This is a genomic window from Nocardiopsis sp. N85 (genome assembly GCF_028882275.1).
Lineage (GTDB): Bacteria > Actinomycetota > Actinomycetes > Streptosporangiales > Streptosporangiaceae > Nocardiopsis > Nocardiopsis lambiniae.
The window spans coordinates 1-21,508 of the sequence record NZ_JARBUT010000025.1 but is presented as its reverse complement, the minus strand read 5'-3'; the positions used below and the strand labels follow the sequence as shown (position 1 = coordinate 21,508).

The 21,508-nt window shown below is 68.2% G+C and carries 29 protein-coding genes and 1 tRNA gene; 5 read left to right on the top strand and 25 right to left on the bottom strand.

What is annotated here, in order from left to right; all coding sequences use genetic code 11:
- Positions 1–6: 6 nt before the first annotated feature.
- Together PWG71_RS25585 and PWG71_RS25580 are read right to left on the bottom strand one after the other, a co-directional pair.
- A complete protein-coding gene (locus tag PWG71_RS25585; protein ID WP_274812568.1) occupies positions 7–1,095 on the bottom strand; it encodes a DALR anticodon-binding domain-containing protein in 1,089 nt (362 codons plus the stop codon).
- On the bottom strand, positions 1,092–1,481 hold the full coding sequence (locus PWG71_RS25580) for a response regulator (RefSeq protein ID WP_274812567.1): 390 nt from the start codon (positions 1,479–1,481) through the stop codon (positions 1,092–1,094). Before PWG71_RS25580 ends, PWG71_RS25585 begins: the two co-directional genes overlap by 4 nt.
- A gap of 118 nt (positions 1,482–1,599) precedes the next feature.
- Here PWG71_RS25580 and PWG71_RS25575 point away from each other — a divergent pair.
- A tRNA-Arg gene (locus PWG71_RS25575) sits at positions 1,600–1,671 on the top strand.
- Between the two features lie 231 nt (positions 1,672–1,902).
- On the opposite strand, the gene PWG71_RS25570 is transcribed toward PWG71_RS25575, so the two are convergent.
- From PWG71_RS25570 to PWG71_RS25545, 6 genes are all read right to left on the bottom strand, one after another.
- Positions 1,903–2,871 carry a tyrosine-type recombinase/integrase gene (locus tag PWG71_RS25570; protein ID WP_274812566.1) on the bottom strand — a complete coding sequence of 323 codons (969 nt, stop codon included), beginning with the start codon at positions 2,869–2,871 and terminating at the stop codon, positions 1,903–1,905.
- Positions 2,799–3,302, bottom strand: a complete 504-nt coding sequence (locus PWG71_RS25565; protein WP_274812565.1) for a hypothetical protein — start codon at positions 3,300–3,302, stop codon at positions 2,799–2,801. The genes PWG71_RS25570 and PWG71_RS25565 overlap by 73 nt, the downstream gene beginning before the upstream one ends.
- Positions 3,302–3,508 (bottom strand): helix-turn-helix transcriptional regulator, encoded by a 207-nt coding sequence (locus tag PWG71_RS25560; RefSeq protein WP_274812564.1) that lies wholly within the window; start codon positions 3,506–3,508, stop codon positions 3,302–3,304. Before PWG71_RS25560 ends, PWG71_RS25565 begins: the two co-directional genes overlap by 1 nt.
- Entirely contained in the window at positions 3,505–3,690 is a 186-nt protein-coding gene (locus tag PWG71_RS25555; RefSeq protein WP_274812563.1) for a hypothetical protein, read from the bottom strand. Before PWG71_RS25555 ends, PWG71_RS25560 begins: the two co-directional genes overlap by 4 nt.
- A gap of 86 nt (positions 3,691–3,776) precedes the next feature.
- A complete protein-coding gene (locus tag PWG71_RS25550) occupies positions 3,777–5,561 on the bottom strand; it encodes an ATP-binding protein (RefSeq protein ID WP_274812562.1) in 1,785 nt (594 codons plus the stop codon).
- Positions 5,562–6,548, bottom strand: coding sequence for a bifunctional DNA primase/polymerase (locus PWG71_RS25545; RefSeq protein WP_274812561.1), 987 nt, complete (start codon positions 6,546–6,548; stop codon positions 5,562–5,564).
- Positions 6,549–6,595: 47 nt separating this feature from the next.
- On the opposite strand from PWG71_RS25545, the gene PWG71_RS25540 reads away from it, so the two are divergent.
- On the top strand, positions 6,596–7,747 hold the full coding sequence (locus PWG71_RS25540) for a beta family protein (protein ID WP_274812560.1): 1,152 nt from the start codon (positions 6,596–6,598) through the stop codon (positions 7,745–7,747).
- Here the strand turns inward: PWG71_RS25540 and PWG71_RS25535 are convergent.
- From PWG71_RS25535 to PWG71_RS25460, 16 genes are all read right to left on the bottom strand, one after another.
- Positions 7,713–8,258 carry a sce7726 family protein gene (locus PWG71_RS25535; protein WP_274812559.1) on the bottom strand — a complete coding sequence of 182 codons (546 nt, stop codon included), beginning with the start codon at positions 8,256–8,258 and terminating at the stop codon, positions 7,713–7,715. The two genes, PWG71_RS25540 and PWG71_RS25535, sit on opposite strands and share 35 nt — an antisense overlap.
- A 176-nt stretch (positions 8,259–8,434) precedes the next feature.
- Positions 8,435–8,860: a hypothetical protein gene (locus PWG71_RS25530; protein WP_274812558.1), complete on the bottom strand. Its 426-nt coding sequence runs from the start codon at positions 8,858–8,860 to the stop codon at positions 8,435–8,437.
- Positions 8,861–8,981: 121 nt separating this feature from the next.
- The gene (locus PWG71_RS25525) at positions 8,982–9,188 is read right to left on the bottom strand and encodes a hypothetical protein (RefSeq protein WP_274812557.1); all 207 of its coding nucleotides are present in this window, start codon (positions 9,186–9,188) and stop codon (positions 8,982–8,984) included.
- A gap of 109 nt (positions 9,189–9,297) precedes the next feature.
- Positions 9,298–10,452 (bottom strand): DNA polymerase III subunit beta, encoded by a 1,155-nt coding sequence (gene dnaN, locus PWG71_RS25520; RefSeq protein ID WP_274812556.1) that lies wholly within the window; start codon positions 10,450–10,452, stop codon positions 9,298–9,300.
- A 125-nt stretch (positions 10,453–10,577) separates the two neighbouring features.
- Positions 10,578–10,823, bottom strand: a complete 246-nt coding sequence (locus tag PWG71_RS25515) for a hypothetical protein (protein ID WP_274812555.1) — start codon at positions 10,821–10,823, stop codon at positions 10,578–10,580.
- Between the two features lie 373 nt (positions 10,824–11,196).
- Positions 11,197–13,263 carry an FtsK/SpoIIIE domain-containing protein gene (locus tag PWG71_RS25510; protein WP_274812554.1) on the bottom strand — a complete coding sequence of 689 codons (2,067 nt, stop codon included), beginning with the start codon at positions 13,261–13,263 and terminating at the stop codon, positions 11,197–11,199.
- Positions 13,264–13,352: 89 nt separating this feature from the next.
- A complete protein-coding gene (locus tag PWG71_RS25505) occupies positions 13,353–13,796 on the bottom strand; it encodes a hypothetical protein (protein ID WP_274812553.1) in 444 nt (147 codons plus the stop codon).
- 56 nt (positions 13,797–13,852) lie between these two features.
- Positions 13,853–14,020 carry a hypothetical protein gene (locus PWG71_RS25500; RefSeq protein WP_274812552.1) on the bottom strand — a complete coding sequence of 56 codons (168 nt, stop codon included), beginning with the start codon at positions 14,018–14,020 and terminating at the stop codon, positions 13,853–13,855.
- 18 nt (positions 14,021–14,038) lie between these two features.
- The gene (locus PWG71_RS25495; RefSeq protein ID WP_274812551.1) at positions 14,039–14,428 is read right to left on the bottom strand and encodes an RRQRL motif-containing zinc-binding protein; all 390 of its coding nucleotides are present in this window, start codon (positions 14,426–14,428) and stop codon (positions 14,039–14,041) included.
- A gap of 349 nt (positions 14,429–14,777) precedes the next feature.
- Positions 14,778–16,037, bottom strand: coding sequence for a hypothetical protein (locus PWG71_RS25490; protein ID WP_274812550.1), 1,260 nt, complete (start codon positions 16,035–16,037; stop codon positions 14,778–14,780).
- Between the two features lie 223 nt (positions 16,038–16,260).
- Positions 16,261–16,383 (bottom strand): hypothetical protein, encoded by a 123-nt coding sequence (locus PWG71_RS25485; RefSeq protein WP_274812549.1) that lies wholly within the window; start codon positions 16,381–16,383, stop codon positions 16,261–16,263.
- A gap of 103 nt (positions 16,384–16,486) precedes the next feature.
- Positions 16,487–16,813, bottom strand: coding sequence for a hypothetical protein (locus PWG71_RS25480; RefSeq protein WP_274812548.1), 327 nt, complete (start codon positions 16,811–16,813; stop codon positions 16,487–16,489).
- A 137-nt stretch (positions 16,814–16,950) separates the two neighbouring features.
- Complete coding sequence (locus tag PWG71_RS25475; RefSeq protein WP_274812547.1) at positions 16,951–17,196, bottom strand: hypothetical protein; 246 nt, start codon at positions 17,194–17,196, stop codon at positions 16,951–16,953.
- 94 nt (positions 17,197–17,290) lie between these two features.
- Entirely contained in the window at positions 17,291–17,461 is a 171-nt protein-coding gene (locus PWG71_RS25470; protein ID WP_274812546.1) for a hypothetical protein, read from the bottom strand.
- Complete coding sequence (locus PWG71_RS25465) at positions 17,458–17,658, bottom strand: hypothetical protein (protein WP_274812545.1); 201 nt, start codon at positions 17,656–17,658, stop codon at positions 17,458–17,460. Before PWG71_RS25465 ends, PWG71_RS25470 begins: the two co-directional genes overlap by 4 nt.
- A 120-nt stretch (positions 17,659–17,778) precedes the next feature.
- A complete protein-coding gene (locus tag PWG71_RS25460; RefSeq protein WP_274812544.1) occupies positions 17,779–17,943 on the bottom strand; it encodes a hypothetical protein in 165 nt (54 codons plus the stop codon).
- A gap of 508 nt (positions 17,944–18,451) precedes the next feature.
- Between PWG71_RS25460 and PWG71_RS25455 the strand changes: the two genes are divergently transcribed.
- The 3 genes from PWG71_RS25455 to PWG71_RS25445 are packed head-to-tail and all read left to right on the top strand — an operon-like array spanning position 18,452 to position 20,276.
- Positions 18,452–19,192, top strand: coding sequence for a GntR family transcriptional regulator (locus PWG71_RS25455; protein WP_274812543.1), 741 nt, complete (start codon positions 18,452–18,454; stop codon positions 19,190–19,192).
- An 8-nt stretch (positions 19,193–19,200) separates the two neighbouring features.
- On the top strand, positions 19,201–20,037 hold the full coding sequence (locus PWG71_RS25450; protein ID WP_274812542.1) for a phosphoribosylaminoimidazolesuccinocarboxamide synthase: 837 nt from the start codon (positions 19,201–19,203) through the stop codon (positions 20,035–20,037).
- 2 nt (positions 20,038–20,039) lie between these two features.
- Complete coding sequence (locus PWG71_RS25445) at positions 20,040–20,276, top strand: hypothetical protein (protein WP_274812632.1); 237 nt, start codon at positions 20,040–20,042, stop codon at positions 20,274–20,276.
- A gap of 103 nt (positions 20,277–20,379) precedes the next feature.
- Here PWG71_RS25445 and PWG71_RS25440 read toward each other — a convergent pair whose 3' ends face one another.
- Positions 20,380–21,132: a DUF6338 family protein gene (locus tag PWG71_RS25440; RefSeq protein ID WP_274812541.1), complete on the bottom strand. Its 753-nt coding sequence runs from the start codon at positions 21,130–21,132 to the stop codon at positions 20,380–20,382.
- Positions 21,133–21,508: the final 376 nt, after the last annotated feature.

Genomic DNA, 21,508 nt, shown 5'->3' with positions numbered 1-21,508 from the left:
GTGGTGTCACAACCTTGTGGGCGCGGACACCCCGAGCAGGAACAGCCCGGTGCGGAGGATCCCGGCCACCGCGGACGGCAGCGTCGGGTCGGCGGTGGTGTGCTCCGCCGGCGCGGTGGCCGCGGAGGGACACGTCCGCCACTCATCGTAGGCACCGGCCAGCGTTTCCAGGTATCGGACCAGGATATGGGGTTCCTCTCGGCGGGCGGCCCCGTCCAGCGCGCTGGGGCCGTCGACCAGGGACCGGCGCACGGGCGCGGTGTGCCGCTCGCACGCCTCGTGCCGGGGCCCGCCCTCCCCGACCCACCGCACCCGGGACAGCGCGTGCGCGTGGGCGTAGCGCAACCGGAAGGCGGGGTTGGCGTCGGTGAGACGGGCCCAGGCGCCGGGGTACTCGGCCGACGGCAGCACCGGCAGATCCCGGCCGGTGGTCTCGGTCTCACGCGGCCGCTCGGGGACGGACCGGCAGAACGCGATACGGGCGTTGTCCTCACCGATCGCGCCCAACGCCTTCGCCGCCGGGGTGAACAGCCCGTCGCGTCCCCCGTCCAGATAGGGGTCGCGCCAGGAGACCTCACCGTGAGGGCCGGGGGGCGGGGCCTGGCCGCCCACCGCCAGGGCGACGCGGGCGCGCGCGTCGGCCCGCGCCCACCGGCGGGCCTGGGCCACCGGCCCGGCCTCGTGCAGTCCGGTGCGCGGCCACTCCCCCGCCCCGTCCCACGCCCGCCCGGTGAGGAAGCGCGGTCCGTCGGCGGCCGCCCGCAGCAGTTCCTCACGCTGGTGCGCGCCCAGCGTCAGGTTCACGAAGCCCCGGTCGTCGGCGCGCAGCCCGGCGCAGGGGAACCGTCCCCGGTCGCGCAGTTCCGCCAGTCCGTCGACGATCCGTCCGGCCACCCGCCGGGGCGGTCGGTCCGTCCCTTCGGGCAGGCGGTCGCCCAGCAGCCCCACCATGCGGGGGGCCAGCGCGCTCGCCGCGTCGGCGCCCTCGGCGGCCTGGTCTCCGCGCGGCCACACGAAGGGGACCCGCTCGACGGGCAGGTCGAAGACACGGGCCGCCGTCTCCCGGAGGACCACCTCCAGATCGGCGGGGGTCACACGCGCCCCCCGCGGTCGAGCAGATCGCGGATGACGTCGATGAGCGCGTCCGGGTCGAACGGCTTGGTGACGTAGGCGTCCACACCGATCCGCTCGCCGCGCCGCACGTCCTCCTCCTGGGTGCGGGCGGTGACCAGCACGATGGGCAGGGTCCGCGTGTACTCCTCGGAGCGCAGTCGCTCGGCGGTGGTCCAGCCGTCCAGCCGGGGCATCATCACGTCGAGGGTGATGACGTGCGGATCGATGTAGCCGATCCGGTCGAGGCAGTCCTGGCCGTCCACGGCTGTGAACACCTCGAACCCCTCCAGTTCGAGGTTGAGGCGGATCAGTTCCCGGATCACGTCGTCGTCCTCGACGACGAGAACCCGTGCTGGCGAGGCGTTCACGGCGCGACACTACCGCTGCGAGGGGAGGGGGCACCACCGGAATCCGCCGATCCGCGGCCCCCCGCAAACGAGTGGACGAAGCGCGCAGAGCCCCTGCTACAGTTGTTCACGCAAGCCAGCCCCCTTAGCTCAGGGGATAGAGCAACGGCCTCCGGAGCCGTGTGCGCAGGTTCGAATCCTGCAGGGGGCACAGAACACCGACGAGCGCAGACGCCGCACTGACCAGGAACGACACCTGGCGAGCGGCGTCTCTTCGTATGTCAGGTGATGTCATCGCGCACCATGCTCACCGAGCTTCTGTGGACCACCCATGGACCGTCTGTGGACCACTGGTGGACCGGGCATAAACGACAAAAAGGTCGGGGGCTCCGAAAACACTCGGAGCCCCCGCCCTTGACACTTCACCAGCATGTGATCTGGGTCACCCGTGATCGCCCATCCGGTCGATCCACACCTCGTCCATCTGGGTCCACACCTGCGCGTAGACCCGTTGCAACACCTCAACGCTGTTCCCGGCCCACTTGGCCACCTGGGTCGCCGGGACCCCGGAGTTGAGCCGGTAGGTAATACCGGCGTGCCGGAGGTCGTAGGGGCGCTTCAGCAGCAGTCCCTCGTACTCCTCCGGCGTCATCGCCAGTTGGCGGGTACGGTCCCACACGCGCCAGTAGGTGGAGGGCTGGATGGGGTTGTCCCGCTCACTCCGGAACAGCCGCCCGTCAGGACCGGCGCCGTAGCGCTCGATGTGCTCCCGCAGCAGGGCCACCAGTGCGGGCGGGATGGGGACGGTCCGCGACGGGCTCTTCCCTCGGCCCTTCCCCTTCTTGCGGCCCTTCAGGCCCCGTTCCTCGTGCGAGGCCCCGGAGTCCGTCCACTTCTTCCCCGGGGCCGGCGAACTCTCGGAGAAGGTGAGCTTGCCCCATCCTTCGGCGGGCAGCTCGCAGCCGGAGCGGCGGAGGTTGGCCACCTCCTGGGGGCGCATCATCCCGTAGTACATGCAGCCGAACCAGGCGGCGAACCGCGGGCCCTGGCGGCGGCCGACGTAGCTCACCATCGCGAGCGTCTGCCGGACCCTGATCGGGTTCCCGATCGAGCGGGGGTCCACCTCCTCCTCCGCCTTCGGCGGTCGCCAGTCCGTCGGCAGGTCCCTCTTCCCCAATGGGTTCTCGGAGAGCCGCTTGAGCAGCACTGCGTGGCCGAGCACCGCCGAGAAGCCGCGCCGACGGCGGCTGAAGTAGTCGGCCGCCGCCTCTCCTCCATCGAGCAGTCGGCCGCACGCGCGGACGGCGGCCCCCAGATGGCGGGTGTCCGCGACCTCGCTCACCGGGATGGAGGCCTTCTCCAGCCAGGCGAACACCTCCCGGGTCGGGGCGGCGGCTCCGGGAAGACCCACTTCCCTGAGCCGTCGCGCTCCATCCGGAAGCCCCAGTCGCGAAGCGCCCGGCGGAGGGAGTCGGCATCCGGCGCGCCCGGGGTGTCGTTCACCAGAACGGGGGTGACCGCGATCAGGGCCTCCATCGTGCTCACCCGGGTGTTGCCCGCCATGCCGGGCCACCGCTCCGCCACGTACTCGCGGGCGTGGGTGAACCAGGAGACGTCCCGGAGCTGGCGGAGCTTGGTCTGGGGCAGGCCAGTCTCGACGTCGAACATCTCGCCCTTGCGGGCGGCCTCCCGCAGCTCCGACACCCAGTTCGCGGCGAGTTCGGCGGTGAGGAAGGATCGGGGGTGGACCCTCTCCGCCGTGCGCCACCGCGCCTGGTAGGGCCGGGCCCCTCTGCCTCGGTCTCGGAGCTTGTAGAACTGCACGTCATAGGTCATGGGCATCAGGCGCCGCCCTCTTCCAGCCAGGTGTCGAGCCAGCTCCGGCGGATGCGGATCTCGCCGCGGCGGCCACCCATCCGCTTCATCTTCGGGGCCTGGCCGAGGCGGACCATCCGGTCCCAGGTGCTGCGTGAGATGCGGAGTTCCTCACACACTTCCTTGACCGTGAGGAAGGAGGACGGCCTGTCGGTTCGCGTTCCGGTGCTCATTCGGGGGTGACCTCCAGGTAGACGCGGACGTGGCCGGGGGTCTTGCGGCTGGGGTAGGGCTTGGAGGGTGCGGCGGCCGGCAGCGCGGCGGTGATCGTGTCGACCACCTGGGCGACGATCTCGGGCGGTCCGATCACGCGGACCTTGGCCGGCTCCAGGCGGGCCTTGCGGTGTTCGGGCATGCTGGTGGTGCCTTTCCTTCGGGTTGGGTGGGTGGCCCCGGCCAGGGCTTCGCAGGCATCAGGCCGGGGCCGCTTCATGGACGGGTTCAGGTACGTCTGGCGTGCCGGGCACACGAGGTACACACCTTCGGGTGATCGGTGACCTCGAACCGGCGGAACGCGGCCCGGCAGCGCACGCACGGGCCTTCCTCCATCGAGGCGGGGGCCTGATTAGAGAGTTGGGTGAAGACAGCCTCCGCAGACCCCGCAGTCTCCGCCATCCCGCGTGAACTGGGGTTTTGCAAGGAGGCTAGAGCGGAGGCTGCGGAGTCTGTGTTCGTAGCCTCCGCACCGCCGGAACCGGTGCCAAAGGCGGAGAAGAGAGCGTTTGCGCTGTTCACTGCTGCGGCGAGGGCCGGTTCGGTGTGCGGAGGCTCCCGGTCGAGGGTGTGGGCGGTGAAGGTGTAGAGCTGGCGGCGGTGGCGGTCCTGGGAGCGCCCGGCCTCGGTCACGGTGATGCCGATGCTGCGCAACACCGGGGCATCCCGTTTGAGCTGACCGGAGGCGCGGGTGGCGTCCACCGGCCAGGAGCGGGGACGCGGGTCCGGGGCGGCGAGCAGGTCCAAGAGCTGACTGATGGACCCCGTCCACTCCCCCTGCTCATCGACGAAGTCGGCCACCGCGCTTGTGAACGGCTTGGCGTCCAGCAGGTCGGCGGTGGTCACCTGGGAGGCGGTCAGGTAGGTGTCCAGGGTGTTCCACCCCATGACCGTGTCCAAGGCCCCGAGGATGCGCGCGAAGTCGGCCATGCGGGGCAACTCGGCCAGGTGCGTGCTGGGTAGCTCGGCCAGCACCCGGCACAGCAGATCCAGCAGGGCGGCTCGGATGGCGGGCGCGTCTCGGGCGTAGGCGGCGGCGATCTCGTTGTGGGGTCGGCGCTGTTCCTTCTTGATGGGCAGGAACTCAACCGTCAGCATCCGCTCGGACAGGTCCGAGGCCAGGGCGCCGGTGTCGATCGAGGTCAGTGCGATCAACCGTCGGAAACTGAGGACGGACACATCGTCATCGGAGTACAGGGCCCGATCCACCAAACCGTCACCGGTGACCGCCTTGCACAGCGTGTCCGACAGCCACATCGGGATGGTGGACACGTTGTCCAGGCACACCGCCCACGAGGCAGAGGCGACGGTGGCCCAGGTCTTGATGTCCCGAGGCAGGGACCGTAGCGCGGCCGGTGAGGGATCGAGCAGGTTGATCAGCATCTCCAGCGCGGTGGACTTGCCGGTGCCCTGCTCTCCTTTGCCTCCCAGGATCGGGTGGGGCAGGTCGGGCATCAACCCGGCCACCATCCATCCGACGATGAGCCGGAAGGAGGGTTCGTCCACGTTGAGCAGACCGCGCAGGGCGGCCAGTCCGCGGTCGGTCTGTCCGGCCGGTCCGGGTTCGGACATGGGGCTGGTCAGTTTGGTGCGGCGGAACAGCACTGGACTCTGGTCGGTGATGTGCCAGCCGTCGGGGCCGGCGACCACGCACCTTCCGTCGGGGGTGCCCAGGTCGATCACCACGACCTGGGCTCCGCTCTCGGCTCGGTGGGTGGCCAACCGTAGGTGGATGTCCTGTGGGTCCTGGTCCATCGCCCTCCCTTCCAGTACCGAGATGGCGTCGGTGAGCGCCGATTGGGAGGGGACGGAGTGGTGTTCGTCGTAGTAGCGGCGGGCCAACTGGGGGCGCAGGCCGTCCTTGCGCAGTAGCGGGAACGCGATCCGGGGCCCGCCTCGTCGAACGGCGTAGATCTTGCCGTCGGCCCCGGCCACGACGTCGACGTGCCGGTCGGCCATCTCGATCAGCAGCGTGGCCTGGGAGGGCCTCTTCTCGTCGCTGTTCCCGCTCATCTAAGCGGCCGTCCTTCCTGGTCGTGGCTTGGTGCGGCGGGGCTCTCGCAGGCCCTTGGCGAGGCCGGAGCGGATCGTGGCGTCGATCTCCCGCACGGGGTTGGGGTCACCGGCGGCGTTGGCCTCCTGGGCGGCGTTGCGCAGCGCGTCGGCGACCCAGACGGCATCGAGCAGGCCTTCGCGGGCGAGTTGTCCGAGGCTGACGGCGGCGATGTAGAGGTTCTCGTTGCGGGTTCCGGGTAGGGCGTCCCGAACCCTGGCCAGCTCCCCCTTGATCGCGGCCCGCGCGTACGCGGCACGCCTGCGGTCGTCGGTGAGGACCCCGGACAGGTCGCCGGTCACGGGCCCCGGGGTGGTGTTCGCTCGGGTGGTCAACCGATCCGGGGAATCGGGCCTGCGAAGCAGGCGCCTATGAATCCACCAGGGCAGTGGCTCGGGGTCTTCGCGGTGAGTGACCTCGTATGTGCCGTTGCCGTCGGGGGCGGTGACGGGACAGCCGGGCCCGACGACGTATCCGCCGTGGGCGCGGGTGTCGATCAACCACCCGAGACCCGCCCCTTGGTCGCCACTGGTGTTGCCCAACCGGGGTCCGTCGGGGTGGGTGAAGTACAGGTGGGTGCCACCACGGCGGGTGCGGACGGTGAAGGTGTCCAGCGGCAGTGGCTCTGTGGCTTGTTCGGCCAGGACCGCCAGCACATCGGCCCCCTCGCGCACACCGGGCAGCGCCCATTTCGAGGGCGGGGCCTGCCCGGGTTTGGGGACATCGAGGTCGACCACGACCAGGCCCGCGGGGCCGGTGGCGATGCCGTAGTTAGCGTTCGGCCACTGCCGCCACCAGGCGCGAATCCGGTCGGGCTCGGTGGTCGCCGCCTTCTCCCAATCCCGCACGAGTGGGGGTTTCTTGCTGTTGGGGGTGAGGGGGAAGACGGGCCAGCCTCGACGCGCGGCGGCCAAGGCGTAGTCGGTTAGGGCAAAGTTTCCGGGCATGGTCAGTACCTCTCTCGTTTTTCAATCACCGGCAAGGTGACACTCATGTGTCTCTTTCGCCAGAGACCCGTGTCGGGGCCTCCCTAGACCTCTCTGGCAACTCAATGGAAACATCGAAAGGGGAAATATCTCTTCCGAAGGAATGGGAGTCTTTCTTGCTTAAATACGTTCCTGCCCTCAAAGGGAAACTGGGCGAGATGGAAGCCTTGTGGAACCTCTCCAACTTTCAATCTGTCTTCCCTCTTCTGGAAGTAGTGGGAGCAGAAGAAGGAGGAAGTCAGAAGTTAGGGAAGAATCTGAAGAAGCTCCCTAGCGGCACCACAGTCGCCGTGGACGGAGGCCCCGGAGGAAGCGAGGCGCTTTCAGAGGTCGAGGAGATTCTTCGGCTCGGGGGGGAGTTCTCGGACTCGCTGCTTCCCCCGTGGACCATCTCCGTGGTCCCCGTCATCCGCTACGGCGATGGCTACGCCAGTCTGGATGTCTTCCAACGGCTCAACGAGAAGTACCAGAGCGGGTACCTGCTGCGTTTGGGCTCCTCTGAATCAGACCCCGATGTGGCAGAAGCCGAGTCCGAAGTCCCCTTGCTCCTGAGTAACCTCGGGGCGGATCCTGGGGAGGTCGACCTCGTGTTGGACTACGGCGAGGTGGATTCCGAGCGAGAGGTCGAGCGCGTCACACCCAGCGCCCGCCTAGCGGTGGAGTGGGCCGCGCGCCGCAGGTGGAGAAGCGTGACCCTGCTTTCGGGTGCTTTTCCCGCCTCGATCTCCGGCTTCAAGGTCGACCATGAGCACCGGCTCACGAGGCACGAAGTGAGCCTATGGCGCGCGGTTTCCTCGCACTCCCCCCAGGAAATCGAACTGCACTACGGGGACTACGCCACCAACCACCCTGCGCTTGCATCAGGGGCCGGACCTTGGAGGTCTCTACCCAACCTTCGGTACGCGCGAGGGCAAGAGTGGATCATCCATCGTAAGAAAGCTCACCGAGAGCAGGAGAACTCCCCTTTCTACGAAATCTGCCAATCGATAGTGAACGATCCTCGTTGGGAAGGCGAGAACTTCTCATGGGCTGACAAGATGATTTCCAGGGGTGCCCGAACTTATGAAGGCTTGGGGAACGCTGCGAAATGGGTGGCGCTGGGCAGGTCCCGCCATATTGAGGTGGTCAAACATCGACTGGCCACTCTCGGCGAGCCTTAAGCCGCCTGCGAACCACGTCTCCGAGCTCTGCTACGGGCACTGCCTGCGCGAGGTGCTGCCAGATGATCCAGCGCCTCTTCTTCGACAGCCCCCGGGCAAGACCACGGCTCCTGAGCTCCTCCAGGGCCTCTTCACGCCAGAGCAGTTGGGCGAGCGCGAAGGGGTCCTGCCCCTTGTTCGGCTTACCGGCTCGCACCTGCTCCGACGACACTCCCTTCTGACCTTGTCGGATGCACAGCACTTCCCACCAGGTTGGGAGCATGGCAACGGCATCGGCCAGGTAGCGATCCGTGGTCACGATCACCATGCGATCGAAGACCTTCCCATAAGCCTCTGCTTGCTCTGGCAGCCGATCAAGCCGATCAACATCGCTCTTGATCTCATAGCCGACCATTTCACCGTTGATCACAGCGAGGTCCACCCGACGCTCTCCAGCGCACAACCCCAGTTCATGCCTGATCAGGGTCTGAGAGTCACCGGCGTAGCGGGCGTTGAGGTCTGCGGTCAACACCTCGCGAATGTCCGTGTCACGTAGTGGCTGCGACATCCCGCGCCTCGTTCCCCTCGGTCGTGCTCGGCTTATGGATGAGTGCCATCCTTCCCCACGGGTTCTCGATGCCTGAAGGCCCCCAGGGGAATGTTGCAAAGTTGACTTGCGCCGGTTCAGGCCGCTTCCAAGCATCCTGGTCAGAGCCAGTCGGGCCGGTTACGGGCGGTCAGGGTGAGAGTGATGCGGTCGCGGTGGCCGGTGACGGCGGCGATCGCGGTGAGCACCGCCGTGGTGGTGGTCGCGTCCATGCCGACCAAAGCGTCCCGGAGCTTGACCGGGTGGTCCTCGGCCAGGGAGGCGGCGATGCGCAGCATGGCGATCTCGGAGGAGGACGCGGGGAAGGCCTGCCGGTTCAGGGCTTTGGCGACCTTGTCCCAGTCGATGTGCGCGAGGGGCCGGTCGGGCTCGAACAACTCCGAGGCGGGGACCTGGTGGACGTACCGGTTCACGAAGTCGGGGCGGCGCAGCCACACGTCGTGGTCGATGAGCAGTTCCACGGCGGCCGTGGGGGCGGTGTAGCCCTCGGCCTGGTTGCGCAAGCCCTCGATCAGTTCGGCGTTCATACTGGTGGTGCTCCTTCGCTGTAGGGAGTCAAAGGGCCCGCCCAGGTCCGGCCAAGGACATCCCGGGAGAGCCCTGCACGAGGCGGGCTCGGGACCGATGCGGTTCCGAGCCCGTCCCAGTTCAGTGGGCCGCGCGGGCGGCGGCCATGGTGGTGAACACCCAATCGGCGCTCACCTCCTGAGTGGAACCGGTCCTCGGGTAGCTGATCCAGCAGATGAGCACCCGGTCTCCGCGCTGTTCCAGGACATGGGCGCTGTACACACTGGGGTCGGGGTAGGCCGCAGGCACGAAGACCTCATCGGCGGTCTCGGCGTACTCGCCGCGCACGTCTTTCTCTCCTGGCTCGGGGTGGACTGTTGCGGTCCAGTCGGACCCTCCGCACACCAGACCACCCGATCCAAAGGGGTGGGCTGGTGGGCAGAGCGCGCCCGGAGGGTCATTGCCGCACGGGCATGAGCATCCACATCAGGCCCGTCTCCTCCTCATCGGCGGGCCGGATCAGGACCGCCCGGTCGGCGGGGCCGATGCTGAACCGGACCCGGCTGCCGGGCAGAGAGGTGAGCGCTTCGGCCAGGAAGGTCGGGTTCATTGCGATGACCAGCTCGTGGTCGGCCTCCACACGGGCGTCCACGTCGGCGGCTGCGGCGGCGATCTCGTCGGTGCCGGCGCGCACGACCAGGCCGGGCTCGGTGATGGTGATGCGGACCGGGGTGGCGGATTCGGCGAACAGCGAGACCCGTTTGACCGACTCGATCAGGTCGGTGATGTCGGCGTCGACCTCCACGTCCGTCTCGGGCAGCAGCTTGCGCGTGCGCTCCCAGGTGGGGAACTCGTGGTCGATCAGCGTGGTCGTGATGCGACGGCCGTCACCGGACAGGCCGATCATGTCGCCCTTCTCGTTCAGGCCCACGGTGACCGTCTCGCTTCGGGCGAGCGCTTTGGCGGCCTGGTGGAGCGTGCGGGCGGGGACCAGGGCGGTGCGTTCCCGTTCCTCGCCGTCCAGGGTCGGTGTCCAGGGGGCGGTCGCGACGGCGAACCGGTACCGGTCGGTGGCGGCCAGCATCGCGCCCTGTGCGGCCAAGGTGAGGTGGATGCCCTGCAACATGGGCAGGGATTCGTCGGTGGTGGCCGCCCCGACGATGCGGGAAGCGGCTTCGGCCAGGTGGGTGGCGTCCAGGACACCGACCGGCTCGGGCCAGGCCGGGGCTTCGGGGTAGTCCTCGGCGGGCAGGGTGCGGATGCTGGCACGGGTGGGCCCGCAGGCGATGCGGACCTGGTCGGGGTCGATGGCGAGCGTGACGATGAGGTGGCGGGGCAGGGTGACCAACAGGGAGGCGAGCAGCCGCCCGGGGACCACCACGTCGAGGGGACCGTCGGTGTCGGTGTCCAGGTCGGCCACGGCCCACACGCGGTGGTCGGTGCCGTGGGCGTTGACCCACCCGTCGTCGGTGGTCTGTAGGCGCATCCCGGTCAGGATCGGGATGGCGGGGCGGGTGGGCAGGTGGGAGGCGATCCAGCCGATCTGTTCGGCCAGGTGCCCGGCCGCCCCGGAGAGTGTGGTGGTGCGCGTCGCTTTCGTGGTGCCGCTCATGAGTGGGATCCCCTTCGGTGGTAGAAACACAGGAGGGGCACCTGCCGTGTATGGGTCGGCGGGTGCCCCTCACGTGTGTCAGGGCAGACGGCCCGCGCTACGGGCGGACCGCTTCAGGGCAGGGGTCACATGTGCAGATCGCCGTGGAAGTCGCCGACCTGCATCACCCCGGACACGGGGCCGGTGGCGTGGATGGCGTTGCTGATCGCCCCGCTGTGGAGCGGCTCGAAGGCCAGTCCCAAGACGTCGTCGTAGGGAACAGCGCTCGTGAGGGACATCCCGAAGGCGTTGGTGATCTGGGTGTCGTCGTGCATGGAGTCGAGCACGGCCCGCAGGCGGGCGACGGTCATCGGGCGGCCACTGGTGTTCATGGGAGGGAGTCCTTCCGTGTGGGGTGGAGGGTGGACCGGGCGGTCCCCCGGCCCCCGCACACCGGGTGCGAGGGCCGGGCCAGCGCCCGGCGGACGAAGGTTCCGGGGGTGCGGCGAGCTTCGCCGCACCCCCGGATTTCGTGACGTTCGGTGATGTCCACCGAGGTGGATTTCATCGGTGGACTTCCACTCGCTTTCCCACCGGGGAAGTCCACCGAATTCCATCGCCCTGAACTGCGAATACGTGGCGGATGTCCACTCGTCCACTGCATCGGGGCGCACACCGACCCGGTGGCGTTTTCGCTGTTCACTGTGCGTGAGAGGGAGGGGTCGCCTGTCGGGTGGACAAGTGGAAGTTCCCCATCGTGGTCACTCACAGTGCTTTCCAGGCGGAGCCGTAGCCGCCGGTCTTGGCGACCCTGCCGGCGGCCTGAAGTTCCTTGAGTGCGCGGTCGATCATCGACTTGGAGAAGTCGAGTTCGGCGTCGATCTGGGCCAGGGTCCGCGGTCCCTGACGGCGGAGCATGTCGATGACGGCGCCCTGGGCGCCGATCCAGTTCCCGCCCCCGCCGGCCTCGCCCGACTCAGGTGCCGGATCGGTGCGGGAGGAGTCCGGGCGGTTCCAAGGGGTGCGGGCGGGCAGGGCCTGGACCTGGGCGTCGGTGGCATACCAGAGCCGAATGTGCTCGGGGACGTCCTTGGGGCCCACCCGGAGCATCCCCCATCCCGGAAGGTCCAGTTCGGAGGGTGTCCACCCGGTCGCGGTGGCCTGCTCGTCGAAGACCACCCGGTCGGCCTGCGGGCTGGCGGTGTGCAGGGCCAGGCGGGCCACGATGTTCTCGACGACCTGGGCGGGGATGCCTCCTTCCTTGGTCGGGTACTGGGTGGCCCAGTGGATCCACACCTTGCCCGCGCGCCCCTGTGAGGCGATGTACTCGATCTTGGTCAGGACGTCGCGGTACTCCTTCTCCTTGGACATCCGTACCAGGGCGGCGCCCTCGTCGATGGCCAGGACCAGCTCGGGGTGGTCTTCGGTCGGCACCCAGTCGGTGCCCTCGGCGTGTTCCTGGCGCCACTGGAGTTCGTCGACGACCTCGTTGATCACGACGTACATGCGGGCGTACCCGCTCGGCCCCACGCCCTTGACGGTGCGGGCGCAGTGTTCCCACAGCCCGGCCTCCTGTCCCTTTGGGTCCACGAAGACCAGCGCGGCCAAGGGGTTGAGCACGACCGACGCCATCCAGGGACGCATGCCGGTGCTCTTGCCCGCACCGGTGACCCCGGCGACCACGCGATGACCGTAGGCGTTCAGGTCCACGACTCGACCGGTCTCGGGCACGATCCCGATCCCGACCCGGTCGGGGTTCCAGGCCACGTCGATGTCAGGGGTACGGGTGCGGATGCGCACCACCGCGAGATCGCCGGTCTCGCCGGGCATGACCTGCACTCCGGCTCCCTCGGGGAGGGCGAGCATGGCCTTGAGGGTGTCGGACTTGGCGCGCAACGTGGCGGGGGTCCACTTGCCGCCGAGCCGCATCCGGACCGAGATCCCGGTGACGCCCAAGGTCGGCGTGTCCGGCTCCAGGCCGTCCAGGCCGCGCTCGCGCGCGTTCGCGGCCCAGTAGGCGGGGTCCAGGCGTTGGATGACGGCTGTCTCCGCCGGAGTCGCGCCGAGGACCTTCGCCGGACTCGGGCCTCGTGCTGCCCGGGGTGCCGGGGTAGGTGCCGGGGTGGCGGGAAGGGTCCGGTCGTCGACCGGGGTGGCGGTGATGACCGCTTCCGCGCGGGCCAGGGCCCGCCCCTGAAGGGCGAGCCATCCCCAGGAGAGGGGCCAGATCAGCAGGCCGGCCCACACCCCGGACGCGGCCAACAGGACGGGGCCGACGATGACCGCGGCGGGGATCGCGCACCGGCCCGCGAGCCGGGCGGCGCGAGCCCGCAGCACGCGGGCGTCGACCTCCAGCTCCGAGACGGTGCGGCGCTCCAGCCGTTCCAGGGTGCGCTTGGTGGCGCGCTGGTCCTCGGGGGTCAGTGCCTTCTTGGCCTTCTTCGCGGCCTGACGGCGGCGCTGGTCCAAGTCCTCGTCGGCGGCGTCGATCATCTCTTGACGCAGGGCGGGGTCCATGACGTAGCCCATGGAGGTCTCCCACCGGCGCGACCAGGCGAACAGGGCGTAGGTGTGCGTGGCGGAGATCGACGCCTTGAGCCGGTCGGTGAGATCGGCCTTGGTGGCCTGGGCAGGGGTGAGGGCTCCATCGGGTTCGGTGTCGGTGTAGACGTAGGTGGCCTCCAGCGGAGTGCCGGGAGCGGACGGCGACTCCTGATCGGCGGAGGCGGTGGGGTCGGTGTCGGCGTCCCAGGTCACCCCGGTGGGGATGTCCTCGGTGGGGTCGTCGGGCACGACCCGCAGGTGCCGGTGGGTGCGGGTGGTCTCTGACACGGGTCACTCCTGGGAAGAGGTCGGGTGCTGGGGCCGGCCGGGCATGCCGGACGGCCCCCGCAGACGATGGAAGAAGGTGGATGGACCGGTCAGGATCCGACGACGCCGCCGACGATGCCGGCGACCAGACCGGCGCCGCCGGTGTGCAGGCCGTCGATCAGGGCGGGCAGGGCACCGGATCCGGCTCCGTGGGCGGCGATCGGGGTGATGACCAGAGCGAAGATGGCGGCCCCGTTGTAGTTGTGGTTCTTCCACAGGTCCACGATGGTCACGGCGAATCCGGCGATGCAGATCACCGCCCAGACCACGGTGGTGGGCAGCGGGTCGCCGAGCATGCCGCCGACCATTCCGGTCAGGGAGCCGACAAGGGTGTCATTGGCCCACCCGAGCAGGGTCTGGGAGGCCGGGGACCGGTAGAGCAGCATCGAGCCGCCGAACGCGACCACCAGGGCGATCAAGCCGGACTTCCTGAAGTGTTGCTTGTTGATCCACCAGGCGGCCCCGAACATGACGGCGGCCAGGAAGGCGTCCATGGGATGGGGTCCTTTCCACCCCGGGCGGCAGGCCCGGGGTGTCGTTGGGTCAGAGGTCAGCGCCCGACGGTGCGGGCGAGGTAGATCAAGCCACCGACGGAGGCCACGGCCGCCAAGGCCAGGGGGTAGACGACCAGGTCGCCGGCCCCGACCAGGACCGCTCCGCCCAACAGCACACAGGCGGCGACGGTCGCGATCATCAGGGGCTTCTTCTTCGGGTTCACGGTGTTCTCCGTTCCGGCCTACGCGGCCAGGTCGACAGTGGTGGCGCATCCGACCCCGGGCGGGCAGGTGCGCCCCAGCGAAGTGGGCAGGCAGTAGGGGTGTTCGAGGCCGCAGTCACAGCAGGTCCGCCGCGCCTGCATGGCCTTGTCCAGGGCGGCCTGCTTGGCGGGAGTCATGGGCCGCACCGGCAGTGCCAGGTCGACCCGGTACAGGTAGGCGACCCGAGTCCCGTCGCGGGATCCACCGCAGGTGGATCGCCACATCAGCTGGGCGACGGGCTCTTGGCCACCGGGGCGCAACCCCATCGAGCGGAGCTGCGTGCGGGTGGCCAGTCCGGCAGGAGCGAGGTTGCGGGGGTAGGTCGGGATCCCGTAACGGGACCCATCGCGGTCAAGGAAACGGGACACGCAGAGCCTCCTTCGGAGAGCGGGTCGGGCCGCCGTCCATCAAGGGCGGCGGCCCGACCGATTGAGGTGAACGCCCGCGCCGGGTGGGGCGCGGGGGCATCGTCGTGTTCGTGGGATCGCTTCTCCTTCACTGAAGGGGGCGGGCGGGTACGGCACCGAGGGCCGGTTCGCGCGGCACCACTTCACCCCGCGGGCGAGGTGGCGATGGTTCGCGCGGCGCCGGTCGGAGTGGTGCCACAGCCCACCGGCACCCGAAGGTCCGGTGGGCTGTGGCACCCGCCGATCAGGGCAGGGCGGCACCCCGGCACCTCCAGGTCGGGGAAGGTGCCGGGGTGCCGGGGTGGCGGGGTCAGGACGGGTCGGTCAGGGCCTTGAGGTGGCGGCCCACGGTGCGCTCGCTCAGCCCGGTGTGGCGGGCCAGCGCGCCGATGGTGACCTCACGGTCATCGGCGAGCAGGGCCTGGCGGGCGTCGTCGACCAGACAGCGGTTGCGTTCGGCCTCGCTCACCGAGGGGTGCCCGTTCCGATCGCCGAACCCGTCGAACCCGGTGGTGGGGCCACCGGTCGGGGTGAGTGCGGAGACGTCGTCGGGCACCCGCGCGGCGGGATCGGCGTCGGTCAGCTCATAGGGGCGGATCAGCCGCAGTTCGCGCTCCAGGGCGAAGCGCTGCTTGAGCAGGTCGGCGTCGGCCTTCTGGATCGCCATCTCCTCGTCCACCCGGCGGCGGATCGCGTCCTGGCGCATCCGGTGTTCGGTCTCCTGGCGGACGCGCTCGGCTTCGGCGGTGGCCTCCTGGCGGATGCGGTCGGCTTCGGCCTCGGCCTGGATGACCTCCCGCTCGGCCTCGGCCCGGGCCCGGATACGGCGGGCCTTGCGCCGTAGTTCGGCGTGCTCGGCCTCCTCTGCCTCGGTCAGGTCCGTGGACAGTGCCTCGGCGCGCTCGCGTGCCCGCTCGGCCTCTGCCAAGGTCGCCTGCTCGGCGTCCCGGGCGGTCTGCTCGGCCTTACGGCGCTCGGCGGCCTCCTGTTCGGCCAGGGCGCGGGCTGCGGCGTCGCGGCGCTGCTCCCAAGCGGTGCGAGCGGCCAAGGCCAGGTGCCACAACAGCTTGCTGATCAGCGGAACCACCGCGAAGATCACGGCCTCCTGGCCCCAGTGGTGGTAGCCGATCGCGGCGGCGGCGATGGCGGCCAGGATCCAGGAGGCGTTGCTCGCGGTGCGGCGGATCTCAGGGGCGACCCAGGCGATCAGCACCCCGCCGACCAGGGCCAGATCCAGCACGACACCGACGGCCAGCGGGACGATCGGGGCGCCGATGGTGATCATGTCCGCGACCGAGGTCGCGGTCCAGATCAGCGACAACACCGACGGGATCGCGGCCGCACCGACGATCAACCGGGTCGGGGTGGCCCACGCGGCGAACGCGGCCATGCGGGAGACAGGCGGCCGGGTCGAACGCGTGGCCGCTCGCTTCGGGGTCGGAGCCGGTGGGGGCGTGGTGGGGTCGTCCGGTTCGGGGACGGGCGCGGTCGGTAGCGGGGAGGGGATGGTGGTGTCGGGTTCGGGGGCGTTGGAGGTCTGCTCCTTGCCCCATCGGATCGGGCGCATCATGCGCCTCCCTTCAAAGCTCGGGTGTGTGATTGGGTGGGAACAGGCGAGACCCCCGGCATTCCTGGTGCCGGGGGCCTCGTCGTCTCCGATGGTGAGATGCGGTCATCCGCCGTGGACGGTCATCAGCACGATGGCGATGAGCACGGCCGGGGCCAGGACGAACAGACCGAAGCCAGAGATCGCCTTCTCGAAGTCCATGCGGGGCCTTCCTTTCTGTGCGGGTTCAGCGACCGCCGATCATGTCGGCTGTCTTGCAGGCCAGGCCCTTCTTGCACGCCGAGCAGGTGGCGGCGTGGAAGGCGGCGTCGGTCATACGCGGCTCGGGCGGTGAAGGTCGGTCGTTCATCCGCGGGCCTCACAGATCGCGCACAGCCACGCTCCGAGCCAGGTCTCCCAGGTCATCGGCGTTCCGCAGCAGGTCGGCGCGGCGGCGGTGGTGTGGGTGTGGTTCATGCCGCCCTCGCCCTCACGTCGTGCTCCTCGATCAGGGCGGCGGCCAAGGCCGCGTGGGTGTTCACCAGGTCGTGGATGGCGGCCGATGTCTCCTCCACACCGGTACGGATCCCGTCCGGATGGGCGGTGATCGGGCTAGCCAGGGTGGGGTGGGCGATCGCCCGGGTCTCCAACAGGGTGTCGAGGATGTCGGAGCGAGCGGCCTCACGTGCAGCCCGTTCCATGCCGTCCTCGCCAGGTAGGTTCTGGGCTCCCAGCTCGGCCAGCAACTCCAGCCACGGGTCGACCAAAGGGGCCTCGCAGATGGTCGGGGTGTTCGTCATAAGGGCTCCAGGAATCAGTGCGGCCCCGGGCACGGTGAGCGTGCCCGGGGCCGACGGTGGGTGGGCTCCGGTCCGGTCGGGTGGGGACCGTGTGGTCCCGACACCGCCCCGAGGGGCGGCACCGGCAGCACACGGGGTCAGCGCTCGTAGTGGCCCCGTTCGAGCACGTAGTCGAGTTCGTCGTTGAGGTAGGCGAGCTTCCGGACGTACCAGGGGCTGCGGACGCTCTCTCCGTAGTGCTTCCTGCGCTCTTCCAGATCGGCCAACTCCTGGCGGATCCGGGCCGCCTCGGCCTGCTGTTCGGCCGTCATATACCGGTCGCTGATGCCTGTGGAGGGCTCATCGAGCCACTCGCGGATCTTGGCCAGCGCGTCCATGACCATCGGTTCTCCTCGGTAGAGGTGGGGTGGACCAGGTGGTCCCCGCCCGCTCCCCACCCACCCCGCGGGGTGGTGGGAGCGCACGGGCACCGGCAGGTCAGCGAGTGCGGTTGGTGGGGCGGGTGCGCAGTCGGCGGACGGTCGCGATCGCGTCGAGGTCCTGCCGCGGGTTCAGGGCCAATAGGCGGATGAGGCCCCACGCCAGGGCGGCCGCAGTGGCGGCCAACCCCAGCGCGGTGAACGCGACCAGCAGGGTGAGAGGCGTCATCGGCCGGCACCGACCCGGTCGGTTCCGCGCACCGGTGTGGCCTTGGTGGTGCGGTTCGGGGTGGGCAGGACCAGGAGCACGCCGATCACCAGGGCCCCGGCCAGGACGGCCAACGGCACGTTCGGGTAGGTGAGGATCCCGGCGATCAGCAGGCCGGTACCGACCAAGAGCAGGACGGCGTCGAAGAAGCGGCGCATGGGTGGGTCTCCTTGTGGAGTGGAGGGTGGCGGACCGGTCGGTCCCCACCCGGCCCCGAGTGCCGCGCCACCGCAGGACGGGCGGCAGCGGGTGTCCAGGGCCGGACAGGCGCCGGCGGGTCAGCGGTTCAGGTCGGGGCGCAGGCCGGAGAGCATCTGCGCCTGGTCGGCGTCGAGCCGGCGTTCGATCACGGCGGCCTCGGCGTCGGTGATGCGACCGGCGGCCAGGTCCTCGGCGAGCATCCGGCGGGCGTAGTCGGCGCCCACGGGCAACGTGTTCGACATGGGTTTCCTCCGTGTTGTGGAAGGTGTGGGAGTGGACCCGGGTGGTCCCCGCCCAGTCCTCGATCCGCCGCGTTGTGCCAGCAGAGTGAGGACCGGACGGGCACCCCAGGGGTGCGGAGGATGCGGCCATTCCGTACCGCCCTGGTGAAGGCGGAGCACGAGGTCTGGGTGCCGTGGCCGGTGCCGTTCGCCGTCCCTTGGAAGCTCGGGATGGGGTCGGGGCGTGCGCGCTATTGAGGAAGGAGGACCCCCGATCACCAGGTGGGGAGCCGGCCCGGGGCGGCCTCACGGTGAGCAGGGATCACCCCTGGACACCGGTCTTCCGTCTCCGGTCGGCGGTTGCGGTGAACCGCCGTGACACTGTTATAGCACGCCGCTCTGCGGTGTACTAGTACAGATCGCATAGTCTTACTTTCACGGAAGCCACAGGCAGGAAGAGTGGCAGCTCACAGGCTTGCGCCCGTTATGTACTAGTACACTGTTCGTGTTCGTCAGCGAAGGAGACACCGTGTCCCCCGAGATTCACCGCCCCGACCCGCCGTACATGCAGGTCGTCAAGCACATCCGCGCCGAGATCGAGTCCGGGACCCTCAAGGACGAAGACAGGGTCGACTCGGTCCGTGAGATCAGCGCCAAGTGGGGCATCTCCCTGGCAACGGCGACCAAGGCCATGGGGGCTCTCAAGGCCGAAGGCCTGGTGCGGAGTGTGCCCGGCGTCGGCACCGTCGTGTCACTCGGGAACTCTGCCGCCAGCGCCAAGGACCGCGTCGTCCGAAGCATCGGCGGCAAGATCTACCCGGCCAACGAGCGCGCCGAGATCCAGGTCGCCGAACTGGTCGAGGCCCCGGACGAAATCGCCGAGGCCCTGAACGCTCCGAAGGGATCCCAGGCCATCCGGCGCCGCCGGGTCACCTTCCGAGACGACGTCCCTTCCTCCGCCAGCACCTCCTGGTTCAAGGGCGAGCTGGCCGAGACCTCCCCCCTGCTTCTGGTGGCCGAACGGCTTCCCCAGGGCACCCCGAAGTACATCGAGGAGACTTCTTCCCTCACTGCGGTCTCTGGCAAGGACCAGGTCCGCGCCGACATCGCCGGGGACGAGGACTCCGAGGCCCTGCGCATCCCGCTGGGGTCCCCCGTGCTGCGCAAGCAGAACTGGGTGTACGAGGCCGGCGGCGAGGTGATCGAGTTCGGGCAGTCCGTGTCGATCGCCCGCCGGTGGTCCACCTACAACTACGAGATCTCCAGGTAGGGAGCGAAATGGAACTGGTGCACTCGGGCAAGGTGCGCGACGTCTACGCGGACGGCGACGACCTCATCCTGGTCGCCTCCGACCGGGTGAGCGTCTACGACGTCGTCCTGCCCACCCCCGTCCCGGACAAGGGCAAGATCCTCACCCAGCTCTCGCTGTGGTGGTTCGACCAGCTCGCGGACGTGGTGCCCAACCACGTTGTCTCCGCAACCAACATCCCGGAGGAGTGGGCGGGGCGCGCGGTGCGCTGCCGCAAGCTCACCATGCTCCCTGTGGAGTGGATCGCCCGCGGCTACCTGGCGGGGCTGGGGCTGAAGGAGTACGAGAAGCAGGGCACCGTCTCCGGCATCCGCCTGCCGCAGGGGCTCGTTGAGGCGTCCAAGCTCCCTGAGCCGATCTTCACCCCGACGACCAAGGCGACCGAGGGGCACGACGAGTTCATCACCTTCGACGACGTCGTCCAGGAGATCGGCAAAGAGACCGCCGACCACCTGCGGGAGGTCACTCTGGAGGTGTACAAGCGCGGGGCCGAGATCGCGGCCGAGCGCGGCATCATCATCGCCGACACCAAGCTGGAGTTCGGCCGGGCCGCCGACGGCACGCTGATGCTGGCCGATGAGGTGCTCACCTCGGACTCGTCCCGGTTCTGGCCGGCAGACGACTGGCAGCCGGGGCGGCCGCAGCACGCCTTCGACAAGCAGTTCGTGCGGGACTGGTCCAGCACCATCACCGACTGGGACCGCACTCCCCCGGGCCCGGAGATCCCGGACGAGATCGTCGAGGCCACCCGCGCCCGCTACATCGAGGTGTATGAGAGGCTCACCGGGAAGACCTGGGAGGCGTGACCATGTACCAGACCTACGACCGTGACCGCCTGCTCCGGCAGGTCCGCGAGCTGCTCCGTGAGGAGGGCGTCCGGCCGATCAACCAGACCGACCCGGCCCCGGAACACGCGGCGGCACTTCTGCTGCGTTCTTTCGGGGTGGAACCCGTCCTCGACCACGTCGAAGTCCTCAAGCGGTCCATGGACCGCGCCTGGGAAGACGCCGACGACGCTCGCACAGAGAAAATAAACAACCGATAGGAAATAACAAACCCAGGGCCTGAATCTTTTAAATTCAGGCCCTTTGGAGTAAGTACAGCAAGAAATCAAGAAATTAAATAGAAAATCCAACACCAAATCCAACCTACCCCTCCCTCTCCACCTCCCCCTCGGTTCCACTCTCGTCTAAATCTGAAGCAAGAGCTATTTCACTTTCTCCGAAAATGGCCGTCACATGAATAGAAATAATATTCCTTGAACTCAGAATCACTTGCGCCTCATCTCGAAATTTGATAAAGCAATCCGAGTCTGAGTACTTTACTTCGAGCGGCGACTGAAGAAGTATGTCGCGATCCCCAGTTTCATCAAGTCCGGGATTGTAGAACTCGCAGATGCCCCGATAATAAAACCCGTTCACCATAATACAATCAACAAAGTACTTTACGTCCCCCACGGAGCCATTGTCGCGATGCTGGCGAAAAACTCTTGACCAAATTGACGAAGACGCGTCATATGGCCCCCGTGTCCATCGCCACCATATGCGTTTTCTCGCGGCATAGCTGTCCATGCCGCCCGCAAAAAAAGCAATCACAATCGACACCAACATCAGACCAACGCACCACCACCACAGGAGCGAAAAGTTATCGGATGCATACCCCCCGGGGTCTAGGAATAGAGAATTTACCGCTGCCGCCAATCCAGAAAAAAGCAACCCCGCTAGCATCAATATTGAGAACATCAAGCTGTTTACGACAACGCTAACCAGCGCTATGGTCGCCATATCTCGAAATGCTGATTTTTCTTCAGTCGGATGCAGCGCCTCTTTCCTTAAGACGAATACGATACCTGGAACTACGAGGAGAATAAATATCAATACAGCAGTGGGGGTTCCTGGCACGGCTTATTTTTCCTCTCCGTCTTCCGACTTGCTTTTCGTCTTTTTGGGAACGATAGGAGGTGGCGCAGCCGTCGCCGGTAGAACCTTCCGTGCGCCCTCCACGCGCTCCGATCCTCGCTTACTCTCCTCCTTTCGAATAGGATTTACTTGGCCCCTGGGTGATTTACCCCGACCCTCATCGCCCATTGCCATTTTCCTAACTTTAATGAGACGCCAAAAGTGGCATTAGGATACTTATCCTAACTTGACAGCCCACTAAAAAAGCAAAGAAATTTGATAGAGTTCCAAAAATTTATAGAAGTTGTTAGCTAAGGAACTCCACGGCGCTCCGGGAGGCGTAGGGCAGACGCAGCTTGAACAGCGCGTCCTGGAAGCC